The sequence below is a fragment of the Pseudomonas sp. R38(2017) genome (genome assembly GCF_002112395.1).
Lineage (GTDB): Bacteria > Pseudomonadota > Gammaproteobacteria > Pseudomonadales > Pseudomonadaceae > Aquipseudomonas.
Window position 1 is genome coordinate 508,076 of record NZ_NEHN01000005.1, and the last position, 20,112, is coordinate 528,187.

Genomic DNA, 20,112 nt, shown 5'->3' on the forward strand with positions numbered 1-20,112 from the left:
TTTGTAATCCCCCAATCACCTCCCCGTTATCCGCAGCCTGCAACGATGTCACCCGGCGATTCTCCCGGCGGGCCCTTGCCCGTCGAACAATAAAACCCACGCCGAAGCACGTTCCCGTTCTGCCGAACCCAGGAGTGATTGATGGTTAACAACACAAAAATATCGATGGCCGCATTAGCAGTGGTCGTCGGCGCCGGGCCGTCCATGGTGTTTGCAGAAGAAAAACCCGAAGGGTTTATCGAAGGCAGCAGCCTGACAGTCCTCAACCGCAACTTCTATTTCAATCGTGATCACCGCAACGGCCAGTCCAGTCCCACCGGCAATGGTTATTCCGAGGCCTGGGCCCATGCGGTCATCAGCAAGTTCGAATCCGGTTTCACCCAAGGCACCGTTGGGGTCGGTGTCGATGCGTTTGCCATGATCGGCCTGAAACTCGACACCGGTGATGGTCGCAACGGTGGCCGCAGTTCGTTCGATGTGTTGCCGGTCGACAGCGACGGTAAAGCGCGGGACGAATACACCAAGATCGGTGGTGCAGCCAAAGTGCGGGCCTTCGATACGGTGGTGAAAATCGGCGATGTATTCCCGGCCAACCCGGTCGTTGCGGCGGGTGATTCGCGATTGCTGCCGGAAAGCTTTCGCGGTGTGACGGCGACCAACACCAGCATCGAGGGTCTGTCGATCCAGGGTGGCCGGTTGCATGCGATGAGCCAGCCGGTGTCCAGCGACATGCGCGAGAATTTCGCGACCTTCTATGCCGGCCCGGTCAACTCGCCCTGGATCGCTTACGGCGGCGGCGATTATGCGCTGAACAAAAACCTCAGTTTCAGCCTGTACTCCAGTCGCCTGAAAGATGCCTGGAACCAGTATTACGCCGGCACCGCCTGGACGTATCCGCTATCGGATGACCTGTCGCTGTTCGGTGGCCTGAACTATTACAAGGCGGTCGATGAAGGCAAACAACTGCTCGGCAAGTTCGACAACAACATCTGGAGCGGCCGGGTCGGCGTGAAACTCGGTGCCCATTCGGTCGCCCTCTCCCACCAGCGCAACAACGGCAACGACGATTTCGATTATCTGCGCCAGTCCGACTCGATCTTCCTCGACAACTCCATCCAGTACAGCGACTTCAACTCGCCGAAAGAGCGTTCGTGGATGGTGCGCTACGACCTCGACATGACCACCTATGGCGTGCCGGGCCTGTCGTTCATGACCCGTTATGCCCGCGGCACCGACGCCGATTACTCCAACGCCAACGCCGTGTACATGCGCCGCGATGCCGAAGGCAATCCGCTGACCGACCAAAAGCGCTGGGAGCGTGACATCGAAGTCAAATACGTGGTGCAAAGCGGTTCGATGAAAGACCTGTCACTGCGCCTGCGTCAGGCCACCACCCGAGCCACGGCGTTCGAGTCGGATCTGGATGAAGTACGGGTGATCGTCGAATACCCGCTGGCGATTCTCTGAGTTTCACGAGCAACACATTCACCTTTAGAAGCTCCTTGCTCCTTTGGTAAGAGGTGAATTTTTTGGCGTCCTTCGGGGCGCCTTTTTTATGCCTGAAAAAAAGCCCGACTCACTGAACATGAACCGGGCGCTTGTGCCACGACAGGCGCTATCCACCCTGTTGACGGCAGGTCCCCATGACGCTGTAGGTGACGGTGTTGAGTTGTCCTTTGGAGTCTTCATAAGTCATCGCAGCCGGCACCACCGCGCATTCATTTTTCGGCCGGACAACGCTCACCACTTTCTTCACATCCAGTTTCATTCCGTACGTATATTCCTTGACCACCGGCGCCGCTTTGCCCTGGGCCGCCGCGTATTGCTCCATGGCCTGGGCATTGGCGCTGAGCGCCCGGTCAAACGTTCTGTCGCCACCGCCTTCGGCCAAGGCATTCAAGGACATCGCCATGACACTGGTGAACGCCAACAACTTAAGAAATTTCATATTCAGTTCCTTCAAAACACGACTCATAAAAAAGCCCACCATCGATGCGCGATGACGGGCTCATTCACTGGCGGCACGCTTACAGGTCGCGGGTCTGTTCGGCCTTCTTGTCGTTCACGACAACGGGATCCCGGGCCTTTTCCTTGGCAACGAACAGCTCCATGGAGCGGTCGTTGTTGGTCATCATCCGGTCGAAAGTGCGGTCGCCGCCACCTTCGGCCATCGCCAGGGAAGACACCGCCAACGCCAACAAAAACGCACCGTTCTGTACAGGTTTCATGTTCGATTCCTCATTTAAGTAACTGACGGGATCAAGGTAACAATCCGAACCTTTCGTGACGGTGGCGCCGAAATTACATATCCGTTATGTAGAAAGGCCCGCAGTTGCGGGCCTTTTGTTAAAGCAAAAAATGACTAGGCTGTCGTGGGTGACTCCTCGTCCCGGCGATGCGCAATCTGATACAGCGCCGGCAGGATCAGCAGCGTGAGAATGGTCGAGGACAGGATTCCGCCGATCACCACCGTCGCCAGCGGTCGCTGCACCTCGGCCCCGGTGCCGGTCGCCAGGGCCATCGGAATGAAGCCCAGGGACGCCACCAGCGCGGTCATCAACACCGGTCGCAACCGCGTCAACGCACCGACATTGATCGCATCAGACAGCGAACGCCCCTCCTCCCGCAGATTGCGGATGAACGCAATCATCACCAGGCCATTGAGCACCGCCACACCGGACAACGCGATAAACCCGATACCCGCCGAAATCGACAGCGGAATGTCCCGCAGCCACAACGCCAAGACCCCGCCGGTCAGTGCGAACGGAATCCCAGTGAACACCAGCAAGCCGTCCTTGAGGTTGTTGAACATCATGAACAGCAACCCGAACACCAGCAGCAACGCCACCGGCACCACGATCTGCAAGCGCTTGGCCGCCGATTGCAGTTGTTCGAACTGCCCGCCCCAAGTGGTCCAGTACCCCGCCGGCACCTGCACATCGCGCTCGATCACTTCGCCCGCCTCGGCGACGAACGATCCGATATCACGCCCGCGTACGTTGGCGCTGACGATCACCAGCCGCTTGCCGTTTTCGCGGCTGACCTGATTCGGCCCCAGCACCAGATCGAGGCTCGCGACATCCTTCAGCGCAATGAAACCGATCTGACTGGCGGCATCACCACCCGCTGCCGGCACAGGAATCAGCAGCGCCGACAGCCCTTCGATGTCCTTGCGCATGGCGTCGGACAGGCGCACCACCATGTCGAAACGCCGGTCGCCCTCGTACATCGTCCCGGCCTTCTGTCCACCGACGGCCACCGCAATGGTGTCCTGCACATCGCCGACGTTGAGCCCGTAACGCGCGGCCTTGTCGCGGTCGATGTTGATGGTCAGCACCGGCAGACCGGTGGTTTGCTCGACCTTGACCTCGGACGCGCCGTTGACCTTCTGCATCGCGGCGGCAATCTTCGCCGCCGTGGCGTTGAGCACGTCCATGTCATCACCGAACACCTTGACTGCCATGTCGCTGCGCACCCCGGAGATCAGTTCGTTGAAACGCAGTTGAATCGGCTGCGACAGCTCATAGTTGCTACCAGGCAAGGTCGCGGCGGCTTGTTGCAATTCGGCCATCAGGGTTTCGCGGGACTTGCCAGGATCCGGCCATTGGTCTTTGGGTTTGAGCATCACGTAGCTGTCGGAAATGTTCGGCGGCATCGGGTCGGAGGCGATTTCCGCCGTGCCGGTGCGGGCGAACACGCGCTCGACTTCTGGCACTTTATTAAGGATCAACGTTTCCAGCCGCTGCTGCATGTCCACCGACTGTGTCAGGCTGGTGCCCGGTACGCGCAATGCCTGCAGGGCAAAATCGCCTTCGCTGAGACTCGGCACAAACTCGCTGCCCATGCGGCTGGTGACCACGCCACTGAGCACGATCACACCCAGCGCCGCACCCACGGCAACGGCACGATGCGACATCACCCAGGCCAGCGCGGGCGCATACACACGACGTGCACCGCGCATCACCACGCCTTCTTCTTCCTTGACCTTGCCGGTGACGAACAGCGCAATCGCGGCAGGCACAAAGGTGACGGACAAGAGCATGGCGCCAAGCAATGCAATGACCACGGTGAACGCCATCGGGTGGAACATTTTCCCTTCGACGCCGCTCAGGGCGAAGATCGGCAGGTACACGACCATGATGATCAACTGGCCGAAAATCAGCGGTCGCCGCGCCTCTTTTGCCGCCACGAACACTTCATGGAATCGCTCGGATCGCGTCAGCAGTCGCCCGTGATGCTGCTGCGCATGGGCCAGCCGTCGCAGGGTGTTTTCGACGATCACTACCGCGCCGTCGACGATGATGCCGAAGTCCAGCGCACCAAGGCTCATCAGGTTGGCGCTGACCTTGTTGCTGAACATGCCGGTGAAGGTAAACAGCATCGACAGCGGAATCACCATCGCGGTAATCAGCACGGCGCGGATGTTGCCGAGGAACAGAAACAGAATCGCGATGACCAGAATCGCGCCTTCGACGAGGTTCTTCTTCACCGTGGCGATGGCCTTGTCGACCAGATGGGTGCGGTCATACACCGGCACCGCGATCACGCCGGCGGGCAAGGATTTGTTGATCTGATCGAGTTTGGCGGCGACGGCCTGGGAGACCGTGCGACTGTTTTCACCGATCAGCATGAACACCGTACCCAGCACCACTTCACGACCATTTTCCGTGGCCGCGCCGCTGCGCAGCTCGCGACCGATATCCACGGTGGCAACGTTCTTGATGCGAATCGGTGTGCCGTCGACGTTGGCCATGACGATGTTGGCAATGTCCTCGGTGCTCGCCACCTGACCGGGTGCGCGAATAAGCAATTGCTCGCCGCTGCGTTCGATGTAGCCGGCGCCGACGTTGGCGTTGTTGCGCTCCAGCGCCGTCACCAGATCGGTGAGGGTCAGTTTGTAGGCCGCGAGTTTTTTCGGATCGGGGGCAATCTGGTACTCCTTGGCAAAGCCGCCGATGGTGTTGATCTCGGCCACGCCGGGGACGTTGCGCAGTTGCGGTTTGATGATCCAGTCCTGGATCACCCGCAGATCGGTCGGCGTGTAGGGCGTACCGTCATCTTTCAGCGCGCCCTCCCTGGTCTCGACCGTCCACAGGAAAATCTCGCCGAGCCCGGTGGAGATCGGCCCCATCACCGCCTCCACGCCCTCGGGCAACTGCTCCTTGGCGGACTGCAAGCGCTCGTTGACCAATTGCCGGGCAAAGAACAGATCGGTGCCGTCCTTGAAGATCACCGTGACCTGGGACAACCCCGAACGCGACAGCGAGCGCGTCTGCTCCAATGCGGGCAGGCCGGCCATCGCGGTCTCAATCGGAAAAGTAATGCGCTGCTCGGTTTCCAGCGGCGAAAACCCGGCCGCGCCGGTGTTGATCTGCACCTGGACGTTGGTGATATCGGGCACGGCGTCGATCGGCAGTTTTTGATAACTGGCGATGCCGAGGCCGGCCATGAGCAGAACGGCGAGCAGCACGATGATGCGCTGCTCGATGGCAAACTGGATCAGGCGTTCGAACATGGGAGTCTTCCGCGATTAGTGACTGTGCTCGGCCGAGGCTTTGCCCAGCTCCGATTTGAGGACGAAGCTGCCGGCGCTGGCGACTTGCACGCCCGGCGCAAGTCCGGCGGTGATTTCCACCTGACCCGCCGCGCGACTGCCCAGCTCCACCGCTTGCGCCTTGAAGCCGTCATCGGTGCGCACGAATACCGTGGGTTTGTCCTCGACGGTCTGGATCGCGGTTTCCGGTACAGCGACCTTGGCCTGACGGCTGTCGGTGGCGACCAGCGCGGTGACAAACAGACCCGGGCGCCATGAGCCTTGCGGGTTTTCCAGGGTGACGCGCACGGTCGCGGTACGGGTTTGTTCGCCGAGCAGGCTGCCGACGTAAGCCACGGTGCCGCTGACTTCAGCATTCAGTTCCGCCGCGCTGACGGTGACGGGTCTGCCCACTTGCACCTTGTTCAAGTCCTTCGGTGAAACGCCGAAGGTGACCCACACCCGCGACAAGTCCGAGAGCGTGAAGGCCGCCGTGGTTTCATCGACCACTTCCCCCGGCGTCAGGTGTTTTTCCACCACCACGCCATCGAACGGCGCCCGCAGTTCATAACGATTGCCGCCGGTGGCGACCACACTGCCGCTGAGCACGCTGATCTTTTGCCGGGCGTTGCTCACGGCGATCTCGGCTTCTTCCAGGGCCTGACGCGCCTGGAGGAAATCCTGTTCGGCGGAGATCTTGTCCTGCCACAGTTTTTTCTCGCGTTCGAACGTCGTGCGCGCCAGGGCCAGCCGGCGCTGCGCGGCTGCCTGCTCGCTGCGCTGATCGGAAATCTGCTGACTGGCGATTACGGCCAGCAACTGACCTTTCTTCACCGACTGCCCGAGATTGACCGACACCGACTCGACCACCCCCGGCACACGCGGTACCACATGGGCGGTACGGTCCTCGTCGAAGCGCACTTCGCCGGGGAACGGCAAGCCGAGACTGATGCGCTGCGCCTTCGCTGCAGCCACTTGAATACCCGCCGCCGTGATCTGCTCCGCCGTCAATTCGATGTGTCTTTCTTCGCCATGCTCGCCTTCGGCGGCTGCGCCTTCTTCAGCGTGATCCGCATGCTCGGAGGCTTCATCGGCATGCGCATCGATGCCCGAGTTGCCCGCCCACATCGAGCCGATACCAATGCCCAACGCCAAGGTCGCCGCAGCGACCACGATCAGTTTTTTATCCATGGAAACTCCTCTGCGCCGTGCCATCGCGCAGTGATCAGAAAATTGAAATTCAAGGGCTGACGCTGAGGTCGCCGAAAATGCGTTCGATGCGGACCCGGGCGTCGGTCGCCTCGCTCACCGCCTGGATATATTGGCTGCGGGCGCTGATCAGCGTGCGCTGCGCGTCGAGCACGTCGAGGAAGCCGAACTTGCCCATTTCGAAACCGCGAGTGGCGCTGTCGACCGCACTTTGCGCAGCGGGCAGGATTGTCCGGTCGAACGCCTGGATTTCGCCGTTGGCGGTCTGCCACTGCTCAAGCGTGGTCTGGATTTCCGTGCGCAGACGCAGCTCGGTAGCGTTGCGCAGGTCCCGTGCCTGATCGGCACGCCGCGCCGCCGCCAGCACATTGCCCTGATTGCGGTTGAACAGCGGAATCGGCATCGACAGCCCGACCACGTTGACCCGCTCGCGCTCGGTTTCGCTGTACTGACTGCCGATGCTGACGGTGAGATCGGGAATCCGCTGGAACTTCTCCAGTCCCAGCGATGCCTCGCGCTGATCGATCTGCAACTTGGCCAGACGCAACTCCGCCGTTTCGTTGAGGCGCTCAAGCAAACGGTTCGGCGGTGGGAGGCTTGGCAGGCTTTGAGCAGCGCTTTGCACCGTGGTCGAAGTCGGCAACGGTGCGCCCATGACCTGCGCCAGTTGCTGGTAGGCATTGGCCTGATCGCGCTCAGCGCGGCTCAGCTCCAGGCGCACTTCCGAGAGCTGCACTTGAGCGCGAGTGCCTTCCACCGGCGATGACTTGCCCGCCTCGATCCGCCCTTGGGCCACACGCAAACCGTGCTCGGCCAATTGCAGTGACTGGCGGCTCAGTTGCAAACGTTGTTGCGCGGTTTGCGCGCCGTTGAACGCTTGAATGACATCGGCGCGCAAGGCGTTGCGCTTGCGCTCCAGCTCGATGCCGGCGGCATCCTGCGCATGGCTCGCCACATCGATTCGCGCGCCACGCTTGCCGCCCAGCTCGATCGGTTGGCTGAGCATCACCGTAGTGGTGCGCGACTGGCGCCGGGTGTCTTCGGCCTCCCACGAAACCTCGGGGTTAGGGATCAGGCCCGCCTGCTTACGGTCACCTTCGGCAATGCCGATTTCCCACTGCGCAGCGGCCAGATCCGGGTTGCCGGCGAAGGCGGTTTGCAGGGCTTGATCCAGAGTCAGGGTCGAAGCACTGGCAAGGCTTGTACAGGCCAACAACAAGAGGCCGCTGGCGGTTTTTGTCAGGCGTGATCGCGCCGTCCGTTCTATTAAACCGGGCAATGGAAGACTTCCTTTAATCAAGAATCTTTGATTGCGCCACGGTAGGGTTTTGAACTTATCGACAAGGTGACTGGAAAATTACAAATCCGTTATCCACGGTTTAGCGAAGTTTTTTGCTCTAGGATTCGAAGTTCGAACGACCTTGCGGCAACACATCGAAACAAATGCACGTTAGTTATCCGCCGAACAACACTTGCCGAAATCGAAGTCATGAAAAATTCGCGTTCCCGCTGCGACAGGCTGTCGCGGACGGCCGTTTTAAAGGCCTCAGGCGTTGACTCTGTAGCCACTACAGCCTTTACCGTGCACAACATTCAGTGATCGAAACAATCCGGAAGATCCTACCAAAACAACAACTTCCACGACCGCCTTAATTAAATATCCATTAAATACAAGTGGTGAAGAATCATGCGAATCCTTGTCGTCGAGGACGAGCTTAAAGCTGCCGAATATCTGCATCAGGGCCTGACCGAAAGTGGTTATATCGTTGACCACGCCGTTAATGGCGCCGATGGATTGCATCTGGCGCAACAACAGGTTTATGACCTGATCATTCTGGATGTGAATCTGCCGGGACTCGACGGCTGGGGCGTGCTGGAACAGTTACGCCGCACCCACTCCACCCGGGTGATGATGCTCACCGCACGCGGGCGGCTGGCGGACAAGATCCGGGGGCTGGATCTGGGCGCCGACGACTATCTGGTCAAGCCGTTCGAGTTTCCGGAACTGCTGGCCCGGGTGCGCACCCTGATGCGCCGCAGCGAAAACATCCCGGTGCCGCAGGTGCTCAAGGTCGCCGATCTGGAACTCGATCCGGGCCGTCACCGGGCATTTCGTGGCACGCAGCGCATCGACCTGACCACCAAGGAGTTCGCCCTGTTGCATCTGCTGATGCGCCAGTCCGGCGAAGTGCTGACTCGCACCCAGATCATCTCGCTGGTGTGGGACATGAATTTTGACTGCGACACCAACGTGGTAGAAGTTTCGATTCGCCGTTTGCGGGCGAAAATCGACGATCCGTTCGACAGCAAACTGATCCACACCCTGCGCGGTGTCGGCTATGTGCTGGAGGCACGGGAATGAAGCCGGCCAGCCTGTCGCTGCGACTGGGGCTGACCGTGAGCACTCTTGGCGCGTTGCTTGTGGTCTTTCTGGCGATCCTCGCGTATTTCGCCCTGACCCATGAGCTCAATGCATTGTCCCGTGACAACCTGGAAAAGAAGATGGCGCAGGTGGAACACAGTCTGTCGCTGTACGTCGATGCCAATGAAGTCAGTGGCAAGCCGCACATTCTGCTCGATCAGGTCATGGGCCATGACAACCTCACGCTGACGATTTATGACCGGGGCAATTTGCGCTCGCCGCTGCTCAAGTCCGGCTCGGGACTGACAGACCCAAGGATTGAATTGAAAGCGGTACGGGCGACGACCGATCAACTGACTTACACCGACAGCGTCGATGCTGAAGGCGCGAAATATCTAACTGCGTCGAAGCTGATTCGCCTGAAGGACGGCAGCAACGTACCGGTGCTGCTGTCGATGGATAATGCCCACGATCAGGCCTTGCTCAGCGCCTACCTGCGCTCGACGCTGATTGCCTTGCCGTTGCTGCTGGTGTTCATCGGTCTGACAGCATGGGGCGCGGTGCAGCGCGGACTGGCGCCGCTGCGCGAGTTTCGCAAAGTGGCGGCCCGGGTGACCACCCAGGATCTCGACCATCGGCTTTCAGTGGTGAACATGCCTCAGGAGCTCAGCGAGCTGGCGCAAGGCATCAACGTCATGCTCGATCGCCTGGACAGCGGTGTGCAGCAGTTGTCGCAGTTCTCCGATGATCTGGCCCACGAACTGCGCACGCCGATCAACAACCTGATGGGCAAGGCACAGGTCACGCTCTCGCGGGAACGTACGGTCGACGAATACTCCGACGTCCTGGTGTCCTGCACCGAAGAACTGGAACGCGTCGCGCGAATTGTCTCGGACATGTTGTTTCTGGCCCAGGCCAGCCAGCCGATGACGCACGCGTCGTTCGAACCGATTGCACTGGAAGATGAGGCGTTCAGGGTGGCCGACCTGTTTTCCCTGTCGGCGCAGGACAAACAGATCCATCTGAAGGTGGTCGGTAGCGCGCAAGTCTCGGGCGACCGGCTGATGATCCAGCGAGCGATATCGAACCTGCTGTCCAACGCCCTGCGCCACTGCCCTGCCGGCAAAACCGTTTCGCTGTTCATCGAGCAGGCGCCGACACAGGTGGCTCTGCGAGTGAGCAATCCCGGCGCGGGCATCGAAGCGCAGCACTTACCACATCTGTTCGACCGCTTTTACCGCGTAGACAGCAGCCGTACCCGCTCACAGGGCAGCACCGGTCTGGGGCTGGCCATCGTGCGCTCGATCATGAGCCTGCATTCGGGCACCGCCCAGGTGCAAAGCCATCCGGGGGCGATGACGGTATTCAGTCTGGTTTTTCCCGCGTTGCCTTCCACACCCTATTGAAGCCTCAGCCATTTGTGCGGTGTTTTCTCAATTACCATCAGAAAATTCACCGCACAGATGCGCCATAAATCCACATAGTTCCTTCAGTGCGATTTTGCGTCGGCATTGCGATGAAACGTCTGACGAAGGTATGAAACAAAACTTCGTAGAGGGTTAATGCATCGTCGCGTCACTCGCCTACGGCGCCCCATTACAACCGCTCTAAAACGGGGCTTTTCTTCGGGCATGACGCGACTACTCACGATTTATCAGTACGTATTTCGGTACTCCCAAAAACCGCGATTGGAAACGTCTGGACATCTTTGACCCCACCCTCGCTGTGCTTCTAGATTCGGCTCGTGCTTGACACCGTTGACTCACAAGACAGCCAGGGAGAACACACCATGAGTGCAATCGAAAGAAGGAACACAAACCCGATCCGTAAACCCGATATCGCCTGACGGCCAAGTCGACATGACCTTTACCCTGCAAAGCAGAGGCTTTTACCCAACCGACGACGGTCATCAACTCTACTGGGAACGCCATGGCATTGCGGGAGGCGAACCGGTGTTTTTCCTGCATGGCGGCCCCGGCGGGCGCATCAGCCGTCATCATCTGGATTTCTTCGACCTGCGCCATTTCGACATCATCCTGTTTGACCAACGCGGTTGCGGGCGCTCGACGCCTTACGGCGAACTGCGCGGCAACACGACCGGGCTCTGCGTCGAAGACATCGACGCGCTGCGCCAGCACTTCGGCTTCGAAAAAATCAGTGTGCTGGGCGTTTCGTGGGGCAGTTGGCTGGCGATCCAGTACCAGCAGCGCTATCCGCAACACCTGCTGAAAACCACACTGGTGTCGGTGTTCGTACCTTTCGCAGCCAATATCCGGTCATACAATCAGGCACTCAATGACGGGTTGACACACTCGCCTCAAGCGACGTCAGGCAATCGCGCCAGGGACATCTACCGCATACTCGGTGAAGGTTGCCCATTGCAACAGCGTGTCGCCGCCATTGAATGGTTGAACGGAGTTTTGCGCCGCACGGGGCAGACGGTTTGCCCCGGCACGCTGGAGAGTTTCGTCGATCAGGAAGCGGTGCTCGCCATCCGTCTGGAACTGCATTACCACCTGCACGGCTATTTCTTCCAGCCAAGGAACCAGAAGCTGACACTCGACGACAACACCCTGCTGATCCAGGGCATTCGCGATACCTTCGGCATGGCCAGCGTGCGCTGGCTCCAGCAACGCATGGACATTCACTGCCGATTGCTGCATGCCGGGCACAACGCCTTCGAAAGCGCCATTCTCAAAGCCGTGCGCCGGGCGGTGAAACGTGAAATCGAGGGCTGAAAAAAACGGCACCCGAAGGTGCCGTCCCGTCCCGCAAAAACGCTTACTTGCGTGCTGCCTCCCACGACTTGAGCAGTTCGTTGTAGCTCACGGTCTCGCCTTTCGGTTTCTCGTTGGCCAGTTTCGGCTTCGGTGCACCCGGTTGGTCGAACCAGTATTGCGCGTCGCGCTCGGGGTTCATTTTCGGCGCGCAGGTGGCCTGAGCCTTGGAGCGTTCCAGACGGGTCATGATCGCGTCCTGATCCTTGGCCAGGCCGTCGAGCGCCTGTTGCGGGGTCTTGTCGCCGCTGGCGGCTTCGGCAATGTGGCTCCACCACAGTTGTGCCAGACGTGGGTAGTCCGGCACGTTGGTGCCGGTCGGCGTCCATTGCACCCGGGCCGGGCTGCGGTAGAACTCGACCAGACCACCGAGCTTCGGTGCCAGGTCGGTCATGGCTTGCGAGTTGATGTCCGACTCGCGGATCGGCGTCAGGCCGACGATGGTTTTCTTCAGCGACACGGTTTTCGAGGTCACGAACTGCGCGTACAGCCAAGCCGCGAGTTTCTGTTTCTCAGGCGTGGATTTCATGAAGGTCCAGGACCCCACGTCCTGATAACCCAGCTTCATCCCATCTTCCCAGTACGGTCCGCGTGGTGACGGCGCCATCCGCCATTTCGGCGTGCCGTCGGCGTTGACCACCGGCAGGCCCGGTTTGGTCATGTCGGCGGTGAACGCGGTGTACCAGAAGATCTGCTGCGCGATGCTGCCCTGGGACGGTACCGGGCCGGACTCGGAGAAGGTCATGCCCGCCGCTTCCGGTGGCGCGTAGGCCTTGAGCCAGTCCACGTACTTGGTCGTGGCAAACACCGCGGCCGGACCGTTGGTGTCGCCGCCACGGGTCACGCTGGAACCCACCGGGTGGCAGTCTTCGACGCGGATGCCCCACTCGTCCACCGGCAAACCGTTGGGCAGGCCCTTGTCGCCGCCACCGGCCATGGAGAACCAGGCATCGGTGAAACGCCAGCCCAGCGACGGGTCTTTCTTGCCGTAGTCCATGTGCCCGTAGATGCGTTTGCCGTCGATTTCCTTGACGTCTTCGCTGAAAAATTTGGCGATGTCTTCATAGGCCGACCAGTTCACCGGCACGCCCAGGTCATAGCCGTACTTTTCCTTGAACTTGGCTTTCAGGTCGGCGCGTTCGAACCAGTCGGCACGGAACCAGTACAGGTTGGCGAACTGCTGGTCGGGCAATTGATAGATCTTGCCGTCCGGCGCGGTGGTGAAGGAGATGCCGATGAAGTCCTTGATGTCGAGGGTCGGCGATGTGAAATTTTTGCCTTCGTTGGCCATCAGGTCGGTGATCGATTCAGTCTTGCCGTAGCGAAAGTGCGTACCGATCAGGTCCGAGTCGTTGACCCAGCCGTCGTAGATGTTCTTGTCCGACTGCATCACCGTCTGCATTTTTTCCACGACGTCGCCTTCCTGCAGCAGGTCGTGGGTCAGCTTGATCCCGGTGATTTCGCTGAAGGCCTTGGCCAGCACCTTGGATTCATATTCGTGGGTGGTCAGGGTTTCCGAAACGACCTTGATGTCCATCCCGCGAAACGGCTCGGCGGCCTTGATGAACCACTTCAGTTCTTCGAGTTGCTGCTCGGGTGTCAGGGTCGACGGCTTGAACTCGCTGCCGATCCATTTCTTTGCCGCGTCCTCGTAGGCATCGGCCCAGGCGGATGCGCTCAAACCGCTGAGTGCCAGCATGGCTGCCAATGAAATGCTATGTCGCAGCTTATTGTTTTTGTCGAACATAGAGACCTCCTGTTTAAGTTCTGGAGCAACATTGCCGAGCAATTCGACTAGCCCCAACGCATCACAGCCAACAGCCACACCAAGGACAACGCGGACGCCACCCAGATGCTCCAGTCGGTTACGCCGATCACCAGCAGATGCAGGTAGGCGCTGCCGAGAAGACCGATGAACAAGCGATCGCCACGGGTGGTGGCAATCGGCAGAAACCCGCGCCGCAGAATGCTCGGCGAGCGCAGTTCCCAGGTGGTCATGCCCACCAGGATCAAGCCAATCACGATGAAAAACGCTGCTGTCGGGACGGTCCAGCTCATCCATTCCATCATCAGTTCCTCAGACCCGGCCCAGGGCAAAGCCCTTGGCCACGTGGTTGCGAACAAACCAGATCACCAGCATGCCCGGCAGAATGGTCAGCACCCCCGCCGCTGCCAGTACGCCCCAGTCGATACCGGACGCCGACACCGTGCGCGTCATCACCGCCGCGATCGGTTTGGCGTTCACTGAGGTCAGCGTGCGCGCCAGCAACAGTTCGACCCACGAAAACATGAAGCAGAAAAACGCCGTCACCCCGATGCCGGAGCCGATCAGCGGGATGAAAATCTTCACGAAGAACTTGGGAAAGCTGTAGCCATCGATGTAGGCGGTTTCGTCGATTTCCTTCGGCACGCCGGACATGAAGCCTTCGAGAATCCACACCGCCAGCGGAACGTTGAACAGGCAGTGCGCCAGTGCCACCGCAATGTGCGTATCGAACAGACCAATCGACGAGTACAGCTGGAAGAACGGCAGCAGGAACACCGCCGGCGGCGCCATCCGGTTGGTCAGCAGCCAGAAAAACAGATGCTTGTCGCCGAGAAAGCGATAACGGGAAAACGCATAAGCCGCCGGCAACGCCACGCTCAGGGAAATCACCGTGTTCAGGCTCACGTAGTACAGCGAGTTGAGGTAACCGGTGTACCAGCTCGGATCGGTGAAGATCACCTTGTAGTTGTGGAAGGTGAAATCCTGGGGAAACAGCGTCAGGCCACCAAGGATTTCGGTGTTGCTCTTGAACGACATGTTCAGCAGCCAGTAGATCGGCACCAGCAGGAACAGGATGTAGAGCAGCAGCGGGATCACTTTTCTCTTGCTCATGGCCGGGCCTCAGCGGTTAGCGTCGCTGTGGGTCATGGCGGTATAGAACAGCCAGGACACCAGCAGGATGATCAGGAAGTACACCAGCGAAAACGCCGCCGCCGGCCCCAGGTCGAATTGGCCTACAGCCATCTGGGTCAGGGTCTGACTCAGAAAGGTCGTGGCATTGCCCGGCCCGCCGCCGGTGAGCACGAACGGCTCGGTGTAGATCATGAAACTGTCCATGAAGCGCAACATCACCGCGATCAGCAGCACGCTCTTCAGTTTGGGCAACTGGATGTGGCGAAACACCGCCCAGGCCGAAGCCCGGTCGATCCGCGCCGCCTGGTAATACACATCGGGAATCGCCCGCAGCCCCGAGAAACACAGCAGCGCCACCAGCGACGTCCAGTGCCACACGTCCATCACCAGCACGGTGACCCAAGCGTCCATGGTGTTGGCCGCGTAGTTGTAGCTGATGCCCATCGCATTAAGGCTCGATCCCATCAGGCCAATGTCGGCGCGACCGAAAATCTGCCAGATGGTGCCGACCACGTTCCATGGAATCAGCAGCGGGATCGCCAGCACAATCAGCACCACCGACGACCAGCGACCCTTGGTCGGCATGGTCAGGGCGATGGCGATCCCGAGGGGGATTTCGATCAGAAGCACACACGCCGAGTAGATGAACTGGCGCAGCAACGAGTCGTGCAGACGCGGATCGAGCAGCACCTGCTTGTACCAGTCGGCACCGACGAAGTAGCGGCTCGACTGGTCGAAGATGTCCTGCACCGAATAATTGACCACGGTCATCATCGGGATCACCGCACTGAAGGCCACCAGCAGAAACACCGGCAATACCAGCCACCAGGCCTTGTTGTTCTGCACCTTGTTCATGGCTGTACCTCTTCGCTGGCTTCGAGCAGGAACTCATCGGCGTAGACCATCAGCCACTGCGCCGGAAAACTGATGTACGCCGTGCCCTGGGGCACCGGTTTGTCCTCGGCCAGACGCACTTTCAGCGGAGCGCCGTCCAGGTCCAGGGTCATGATCTTGTAGGTGCCGAGGTCTTCGACGTGTACGACCCGCGCCTGCATCGCGTCATCGAACGGCTCGTCCCACACATGAATGAACTCGGGGCGGATGCCGACCTTCAGATTTTTCCATTGCCCGTGTTCGATATGGCGCTGCAGGGCGTCGGACAGCGGCAGATGGGTCGAATTGAAACCGACGCCGCCCGGTTGCGGCTGCACCTCGATCAGATTCATCCCGGGGCTACCGATGAAGTAGCCGACAAAGGTGTGGCTCGGCCGTTCGAACAATTCCCGGGGAGTGCCGAACTGGACGATCTGGCCGCCGTACATCACCGCGATCTTGTCGGCGAAGGTCGAGGCCTCCAGCTGATCGTGGGTGACGTAGACCATGGTGATGTTGAACTGCTCGTGGATCTGCTTGAGCTTGCGCCGCAATTTCCATTTCAGGTGCGGGTCGATCACTGTCAGCGGCTCATCGAAGAGAATTGCCGACACATCGTCGCGCACCAGCCCACGGCCCATGGAGACTTTCTGTTTTTCGTCGGCGGTGAGGTTGCGCGCTTTCTTGCCAAGCAAGTTTTGCAGATCGAGGACTTCGGCGATTTCCTGCACCTTGCTATGGACTTTGGCCTCGGCCATGCCCTGATTGCGCAGAGGGAAGGCCAGGTTGTCGAACACCGTCATGGTGTCGTAGACCACCGGAAACTGAAAAACCTGAGCGATGTTGCGCTTCTCCGGGGTCAGGTCGTTGACCGCTTTGCCATCGAACAGCACATGACCCTGAGACGGGCTGAGCAGGCCGGAAATGATGTTGAGCAAGGTCGACTTGCCGCAACCCGACGGCCCGAGCAAGGCATAGGCGCCGCCCTGCTCCCAGATGTGGTCCATCTCGCGGATCGCATAATCCTCGGACCCGCTCGGGGATTTGCTGTAACTGTGGGCGAGGTGCTGCAAACGGATTTCGGCCATCAGGCAACCCTCGCGACACGCCGGCCCGGTGCCTGCACCAGACGGCCCTGCGCATCGAACACAAACAGTTTATGGGTCGGGATATAGATGCGGATCGGCGCATCGACGTCGTATTCGTGAACCCCGGGCAAGTGCAGCACCAGCAGGAAATGCTCGTTGCGCACGTGCAGGAAGGTTTCCGAACCGCTGATTTCCGCCACCTCGACGGTCACCGCCAATTCGAGATCGTCGTCGTTGCTCGGCACCAGCGAGATATGGCTCGGACGCACACCGAAACGGAACTCGCCCCTGCCCACCGGCCGCAGATCGACGTTCAACGGGAAGTGCACGAAGTTGGCGAAACTCACTTCGTTACCGGCGATGCGCCCCGGCATCAGGTTGATCGGCGGCTCGGAGAACAATTCGGCGGCCAGCACCGTTTGCGGCTGGTGATAGACCTCGGTCGACGGGCCGCTCTGGATCACCCGGCCTTCGTGAAGAATGGTGGTGGTGCCGCCCAGCGCCAACGCTTCGTTGGGCTCGGTGGTGGCGTAGATGGCGATGGTGTGGCGGGCCTTGAACAGCTCGCGCATTTCCTGGCGCAGTTCTTCGCGCAGTTTGTAGTCAAGGTTGACCAGCGGCTCATCGAACAGAATCAGTTCGGCATCCTTGACCAGCGCCCTGGCCATGGCGGTGCGTTGTTGCTGGCCGCCTGACAGCTCCAGCGGATAGCGCTTCAGAAACTTCTCGATGCGCAGCATCTTCGCGGTTTCCTGCACCTTGCTCTGGATCTGCTCGTTGGAGATCCCGGCCTGGCGCAGTGGCGAGGCGATGTTTTCGAACACCGTCATGGTCGGGTAATTGATGAACTGCTGATAAACCATCGACACGTTGCGCAGACGCACCGGGCGTTGGGTGACATCGACGCCGTTCATCAGGATGCGACCGCTGTCGGGCTTGTCCAGACCGGCCATCAGGCGCATGAGGCTGGTCTTGCCGGACAGCGTGCGCCCGAGCAGGACGTTGAAGGATCCGGGTTCGAATTTCAGGCTCGCATCGTCGATCCAGGTCTGGCCCTCGACGGTGCGGCTGACGTGCTCCAGGGTGAGTGACATGGCTCGGCCTTTTTATTATTGGAGTCAAGCGACATGTGCAGTAGAGCGACATTCGTGCCAGAAATCCCAAGCCGTTGATTCGCCGCGAAAATCGCCGAAAACGCGGGCAAACCACCTTCATTGCTGAACACATTTGAACAGTTCAACGATTGACAATGAACAATAGTGAACAACACTCTATCGATGCTTTTCAGGTCCCGAGGGGCCTCATAACAATAATAAAAACGCTGCTTTCAGAGGCTGACTGTCATGGCCGCACCTGTCCCGCCACTTTCTCACGAGGCCATCGTTCAGGACTCTTGGTCCCGTTGCCGTGCCTTCGGCCTCAAGCATCAAAGTGCCCCGGCGTTCGACCAGTTACCTGCCTCCGGCATTGCGCAGTTGCTCGACAGTCACCATTCACTGGTGCAGACCACCCATCAGGAAGTGTTGCCGTACTACGAGAACATCCTGAGCAATTCCAACTGCCTGATCATGCTGGCCGACAATCAGGGCCAGGTCCTTACGTCCTGGGGCACCCAACGCTTTATCGAGCCGAATCTGGCGCGGGGGTTTCAGGCCGGGGCGAGCTGGATGGAACACGCCAGCGGCACCAATGCCATCGGCACGGCGCTGGCCTGCGAGCAGGCGGTGCACATCGAGCACGACGAACATTTCCTCAAGGCCAACCGTTTCATGACCGGCTCCGCCGCACCGATTTTCAACGCCGAGCGCAAGGTCATCGCCGTGCTCGATGTGTCCAGCGACAGCTATCTGCCGCCTTCGCACACCCTCGGCATGGTCAAGATGATGAGCCAGACCGTGGAAAACCGGCTGATCCTCAACCTGTTTCACGGCCAGCACTTTCAACTGACCTTCAACACCGGGTTGAACAACCTCGACAGCCAGTGGGCAGGGTTGCTGATATTCGATGAGAGCGGTCAGGTGCTGTCGGCCAACCGCCGGGCCGACAATCTATTGGGCGTGCGGCTGTCGCGGGTGAGTGTCGAAAGTCTGTTCAAAGTGTCGTTGCTGGAATTGCTCAATCAGCCGGATGGTTTGCCGTTTTCCTTGCAGACGTCTGGGCGCAACCGTTTCCAGTGCCTGTTGAAACGACCCAAGCAGGCCCCGATTCAGGCGCGGGTGTTCGCTGAAGCCAAAGCCCCTGAGCCGCAAGTCACCGCACCCACACCCATCAGCCTGAACACCCTGCACTTCGGCGACAGCCGCGTGGAAAAGGCCGTGCGTCAGGCCGAGCGGCTGCTGGAAAAAGACATTCCGCTGTTGATTCACGGTGAAACCGGGGTCGGCAAGGAAGTGTTCGTCAAAGCCCTGCACAAGGCCAGTTCTCGCAGCAAACAGGCGTTCATCGCTGTGAACTGCGCAGCGATCCCCGCCGAACTGGTGGAGTCCGAGCTGTTCGGCTACGAGAAAGGCGCCTTCACCGGCGCCAACCAGAAAGGCAGCATCGGCCTGATCCGCAAGGCCGATAAAGGCACGCTGTTCCTCGACGAAATCGGCGACATGCCGCTGCCGACCCAGGCCCGCCTGCTGCGGGTATTGCAGGAGCGTTGCGTGCAACCGGTGGGCAGCAGCGAATTGTTCCCGGTGGATTTGCGGATCATTTCCGCCACCAACCGCTCATTGCGCGAGCAGGTGCAACTGGGGCGCTTTCGCGAGGATTTGTACTACCGCATCGGCGGCCTGACCCTGGAATTGCCGCCGCTGCGCGAGCGCAGTGACAAGCAGGCGCTGTTCAAGCGGCTCTGGGAGCAACATCGAGAACCGACGCAGTGGGCAGGTTTGAGTCGCGAGGTACTGGAGCTGTTTGATCGTCACCCGTGGCCGGGGAATTTGCGTCAGGTCAGCAGCGTGATGCAGGTCGCACTGGCCATGGCTGAAGAGCAACCGGTGAGGCCCGAGCATTTGCCGGATGATTTCTTTGTCGATCTGGAGATGGAACCACTGGAAACGCCAGAGCCCTTGGGGATCGATCTGAATGACAGCGAGGCGTTGAATCGGGAGTTGCAGGCGGCCGGCGGCAATATTTCTCATCTGGCGCGGCGGTTGGGTGTCAGTCGCAATACGCTCTACAAGCGCTTGCGCCAGGCTGAGTGATCGTGGGCCGAAGACACGTCAATCGCCGCTCCCACATTAAATTTTCGTCATCTGCAGTTTTGTCTACGACACGAATCCCCCGTGGGAGTGAGCCTGCCCGCAAAGACGCCAGTGCGGCCATCAAAAACCATCCAGCCCACCCATTGACCACACCGACTAGACTGTGACGAAATGTTTCAG

Annotated in this window: 16 protein-coding genes; 5 read left to right on the forward strand and 11 right to left on the reverse strand. The window is 59.8% G+C overall.

From position 1 onward, the window contains the following. Window positions 1-141 precede the first annotated feature (141 nt). Window positions 142-1,467 carry an OprD family porin gene (locus tag CAF87_RS15475; RefSeq protein WP_085732154.1) on the forward strand — a complete coding sequence of 442 codons (1,326 nt, stop codon included), beginning with the start codon at window positions 142-144 and terminating at the stop codon, window positions 1,465-1,467. A gap of 148 nt (window positions 1,468-1,615) precedes the next feature. Here CAF87_RS15475 and CAF87_RS15480 read toward each other — a convergent pair whose 3' ends face one another. From CAF87_RS15480 to CAF87_RS15500, 5 genes are all read right to left on the reverse strand, one after another. After that, complete coding sequence (locus tag CAF87_RS15480) at window positions 1,616-1,948, reverse strand: DUF2790 domain-containing protein (protein ID WP_085732155.1); 333 nt, start codon at window positions 1,946-1,948, stop codon at window positions 1,616-1,618. Window positions 1,949-2,027: 79 nt separating this feature from the next. Further along, complete coding sequence (locus CAF87_RS15485; RefSeq protein ID WP_085732156.1) at window positions 2,028-2,228, reverse strand: co-regulatory protein PtrA N-terminal domain-containing protein; 201 nt, start codon at window positions 2,226-2,228, stop codon at window positions 2,028-2,030. Between the two features lie 134 nt (window positions 2,229-2,362). Further along, the gene (locus tag CAF87_RS15490; RefSeq protein ID WP_085732157.1) at window positions 2,363-5,515 is read right to left on the reverse strand and encodes a CusA/CzcA family heavy metal efflux RND transporter; all 3,153 of its coding nucleotides are present in this window, start codon (window positions 5,513-5,515) and stop codon (window positions 2,363-2,365) included. 15 nt (window positions 5,516-5,530) lie between these two features. After that, window positions 5,531-6,724, reverse strand: a complete 1,194-nt coding sequence (locus tag CAF87_RS15495; RefSeq protein WP_085732158.1) for an efflux RND transporter periplasmic adaptor subunit — start codon at window positions 6,722-6,724, stop codon at window positions 5,531-5,533. Window positions 6,725-6,773: 49 nt separating this feature from the next. After that, complete coding sequence (locus tag CAF87_RS15500; RefSeq protein ID WP_085732159.1) at window positions 6,774-8,021, reverse strand: TolC family protein; 1,248 nt, start codon at window positions 8,019-8,021, stop codon at window positions 6,774-6,776. Between the two features lie 408 nt (window positions 8,022-8,429). Here CAF87_RS15500 and CAF87_RS15505 point away from each other — a divergent pair, with 408 nt between their 5' ends. From CAF87_RS15505 to CAF87_RS15515, 3 genes are all read left to right on the forward strand, one after another. Beyond that, complete coding sequence (locus CAF87_RS15505; protein WP_085732160.1) at window positions 8,430-9,104, forward strand: heavy metal response regulator transcription factor; 675 nt, start codon at window positions 8,430-8,432, stop codon at window positions 9,102-9,104. Beyond that, the gene (locus CAF87_RS15510) at window positions 9,101-10,510 is read left to right on the forward strand and encodes a heavy metal sensor histidine kinase (RefSeq protein WP_085732161.1); all 1,410 of its coding nucleotides are present in this window, start codon (window positions 9,101-9,103) and stop codon (window positions 10,508-10,510) included. Before CAF87_RS15505 ends, CAF87_RS15510 begins: the two co-directional genes overlap by 4 nt. 453 nt (window positions 10,511-10,963) lie before the next feature. Next, window positions 10,964-11,842 carry an alpha/beta fold hydrolase gene (locus CAF87_RS15515; RefSeq protein WP_085732162.1) on the forward strand — a complete coding sequence of 293 codons (879 nt, stop codon included), beginning with the start codon at window positions 10,964-10,966 and terminating at the stop codon, window positions 11,840-11,842. 43 nt (window positions 11,843-11,885) lie between these two features. On the opposite strand, the gene CAF87_RS15520 is transcribed toward CAF87_RS15515, so the two are convergent. From CAF87_RS15520 to CAF87_RS15545, 6 genes are read right to left on the reverse strand one after another with little or no spacing between them, the layout of a single operon-like run. Beyond that, window positions 11,886-13,628 (reverse strand): ABC transporter substrate-binding protein, encoded by a 1,743-nt coding sequence (locus CAF87_RS15520; RefSeq protein ID WP_085732163.1) that lies wholly within the window; start codon window positions 13,626-13,628, stop codon window positions 11,886-11,888. Window positions 13,629-13,675: 47 nt separating this feature from the next. Further along, complete coding sequence (locus tag CAF87_RS15525; protein WP_039767461.1) at window positions 13,676-13,948, reverse strand: DUF2160 domain-containing protein; 273 nt, start codon at window positions 13,946-13,948, stop codon at window positions 13,676-13,678. A gap of 10 nt (window positions 13,949-13,958) precedes the next feature. Beyond that, window positions 13,959-14,759, reverse strand: coding sequence for a carbohydrate ABC transporter permease (locus CAF87_RS15530; protein WP_085732164.1), 801 nt, complete (start codon window positions 14,757-14,759; stop codon window positions 13,959-13,961). Window positions 14,760-14,768: 9 nt separating this feature from the next. Continuing rightward, complete coding sequence (locus CAF87_RS15535; RefSeq protein WP_085712412.1) at window positions 14,769-15,635, reverse strand: carbohydrate ABC transporter permease; 867 nt, start codon at window positions 15,633-15,635, stop codon at window positions 14,769-14,771. Continuing rightward, entirely contained in the window at window positions 15,632-16,741 is a 1,110-nt protein-coding gene (locus CAF87_RS15540) for an ABC transporter ATP-binding protein (RefSeq protein ID WP_085732165.1), read from the reverse strand. The genes CAF87_RS15535 and CAF87_RS15540 overlap by 4 nt, the downstream gene beginning before the upstream one ends. Further along, window positions 16,741-17,835, reverse strand: a complete 1,095-nt coding sequence (locus tag CAF87_RS15545; RefSeq protein ID WP_085732166.1) for an ABC transporter ATP-binding protein — start codon at window positions 17,833-17,835, stop codon at window positions 16,741-16,743. Before CAF87_RS15545 ends, CAF87_RS15540 begins: the two co-directional genes overlap by 1 nt. A 249-nt stretch (window positions 17,836-18,084) precedes the next feature. On the opposite strand from CAF87_RS15545, the gene CAF87_RS15550 reads away from it, so the two are divergent. Continuing rightward, window positions 18,085-19,932: a sigma-54-dependent Fis family transcriptional regulator gene (locus CAF87_RS15550; protein ID WP_085732167.1), complete on the forward strand. Its 1,848-nt coding sequence runs from the start codon at window positions 18,085-18,087 to the stop codon at window positions 19,930-19,932. Window positions 19,933-20,112 lie beyond the last annotated feature (180 nt).

Excerpts from the sequence above, each read along its gene's own strand:
- CAF87_RS15545 (WP_085732166.1), bottom strand. The coding sequence starts at position 17,835 with ATGTCACTCACCCTGGAGCACGTCAGCCGCACCGTCGAGGGCCAGACC.
- CAF87_RS15520 (WP_085732163.1), bottom strand. The coding sequence starts at position 13,628 with ATGTTCGACAAAAACAATAAGCTGCGACATAGCATTTCATTGGCAGCC.
- CAF87_RS15530 (WP_085732164.1), bottom strand. The coding sequence starts at position 14,759 with ATGAGCAAGAGAAAAGTGATCCCGCTGCTGCTCTACATCCTGTTCCTG.
- CAF87_RS15505 (WP_085732160.1), top strand. The coding sequence starts at position 8,430 with ATGCGAATCCTTGTCGTCGAGGACGAGCTTAAAGCTGCCGAATATCTG.
- CAF87_RS15550 (WP_085732167.1), top strand. The coding sequence starts at position 18,085 with ATGGCCGCACCTGTCCCGCCACTTTCTCACGAGGCCATCGTTCAGGAC.
- CAF87_RS15480 (WP_085732155.1), bottom strand. The coding sequence starts at position 1,948 with ATGAAATTTCTTAAGTTGTTGGCGTTCACCAGTGTCATGGCGATGTCC.
- CAF87_RS15535 (WP_085712412.1), bottom strand. The coding sequence starts at position 15,635 with ATGAACAAGGTGCAGAACAACAAGGCCTGGTGGCTGGTATTGCCGGTG.
- CAF87_RS15485 (WP_085732156.1), bottom strand. The coding sequence starts at position 2,228 with ATGAAACCTGTACAGAACGGTGCGTTTTTGTTGGCGTTGGCGGTGTCT.
- CAF87_RS15490 (WP_085732157.1), bottom strand. The coding sequence starts at position 5,515 with ATGTTCGAACGCCTGATCCAGTTTGCCATCGAGCAGCGCATCATCGTG.
- CAF87_RS15495 (WP_085732158.1), bottom strand. The coding sequence starts at position 6,724 with ATGGATAAAAAACTGATCGTGGTCGCTGCGGCGACCTTGGCGTTGGGC.
- CAF87_RS15540 (WP_085732165.1), bottom strand. The coding sequence starts at position 16,741 with ATGGCCGAAATCCGTTTGCAGCACCTCGCCCACAGTTACAGCAAATCC.
- CAF87_RS15515 (WP_085732162.1), top strand. The coding sequence starts at position 10,964 with ATGACCTTTACCCTGCAAAGCAGAGGCTTTTACCCAACCGACGACGGT.
- CAF87_RS15525 (WP_039767461.1), bottom strand. The coding sequence starts at position 13,948 with ATGGAATGGATGAGCTGGACCGTCCCGACAGCAGCGTTTTTCATCGTG.
- CAF87_RS15475 (WP_085732154.1), top strand. The coding sequence starts at position 142 with ATGGTTAACAACACAAAAATATCGATGGCCGCATTAGCAGTGGTCGTC.
- CAF87_RS15510 (WP_085732161.1), top strand. The coding sequence starts at position 9,101 with ATGAAGCCGGCCAGCCTGTCGCTGCGACTGGGGCTGACCGTGAGCACT.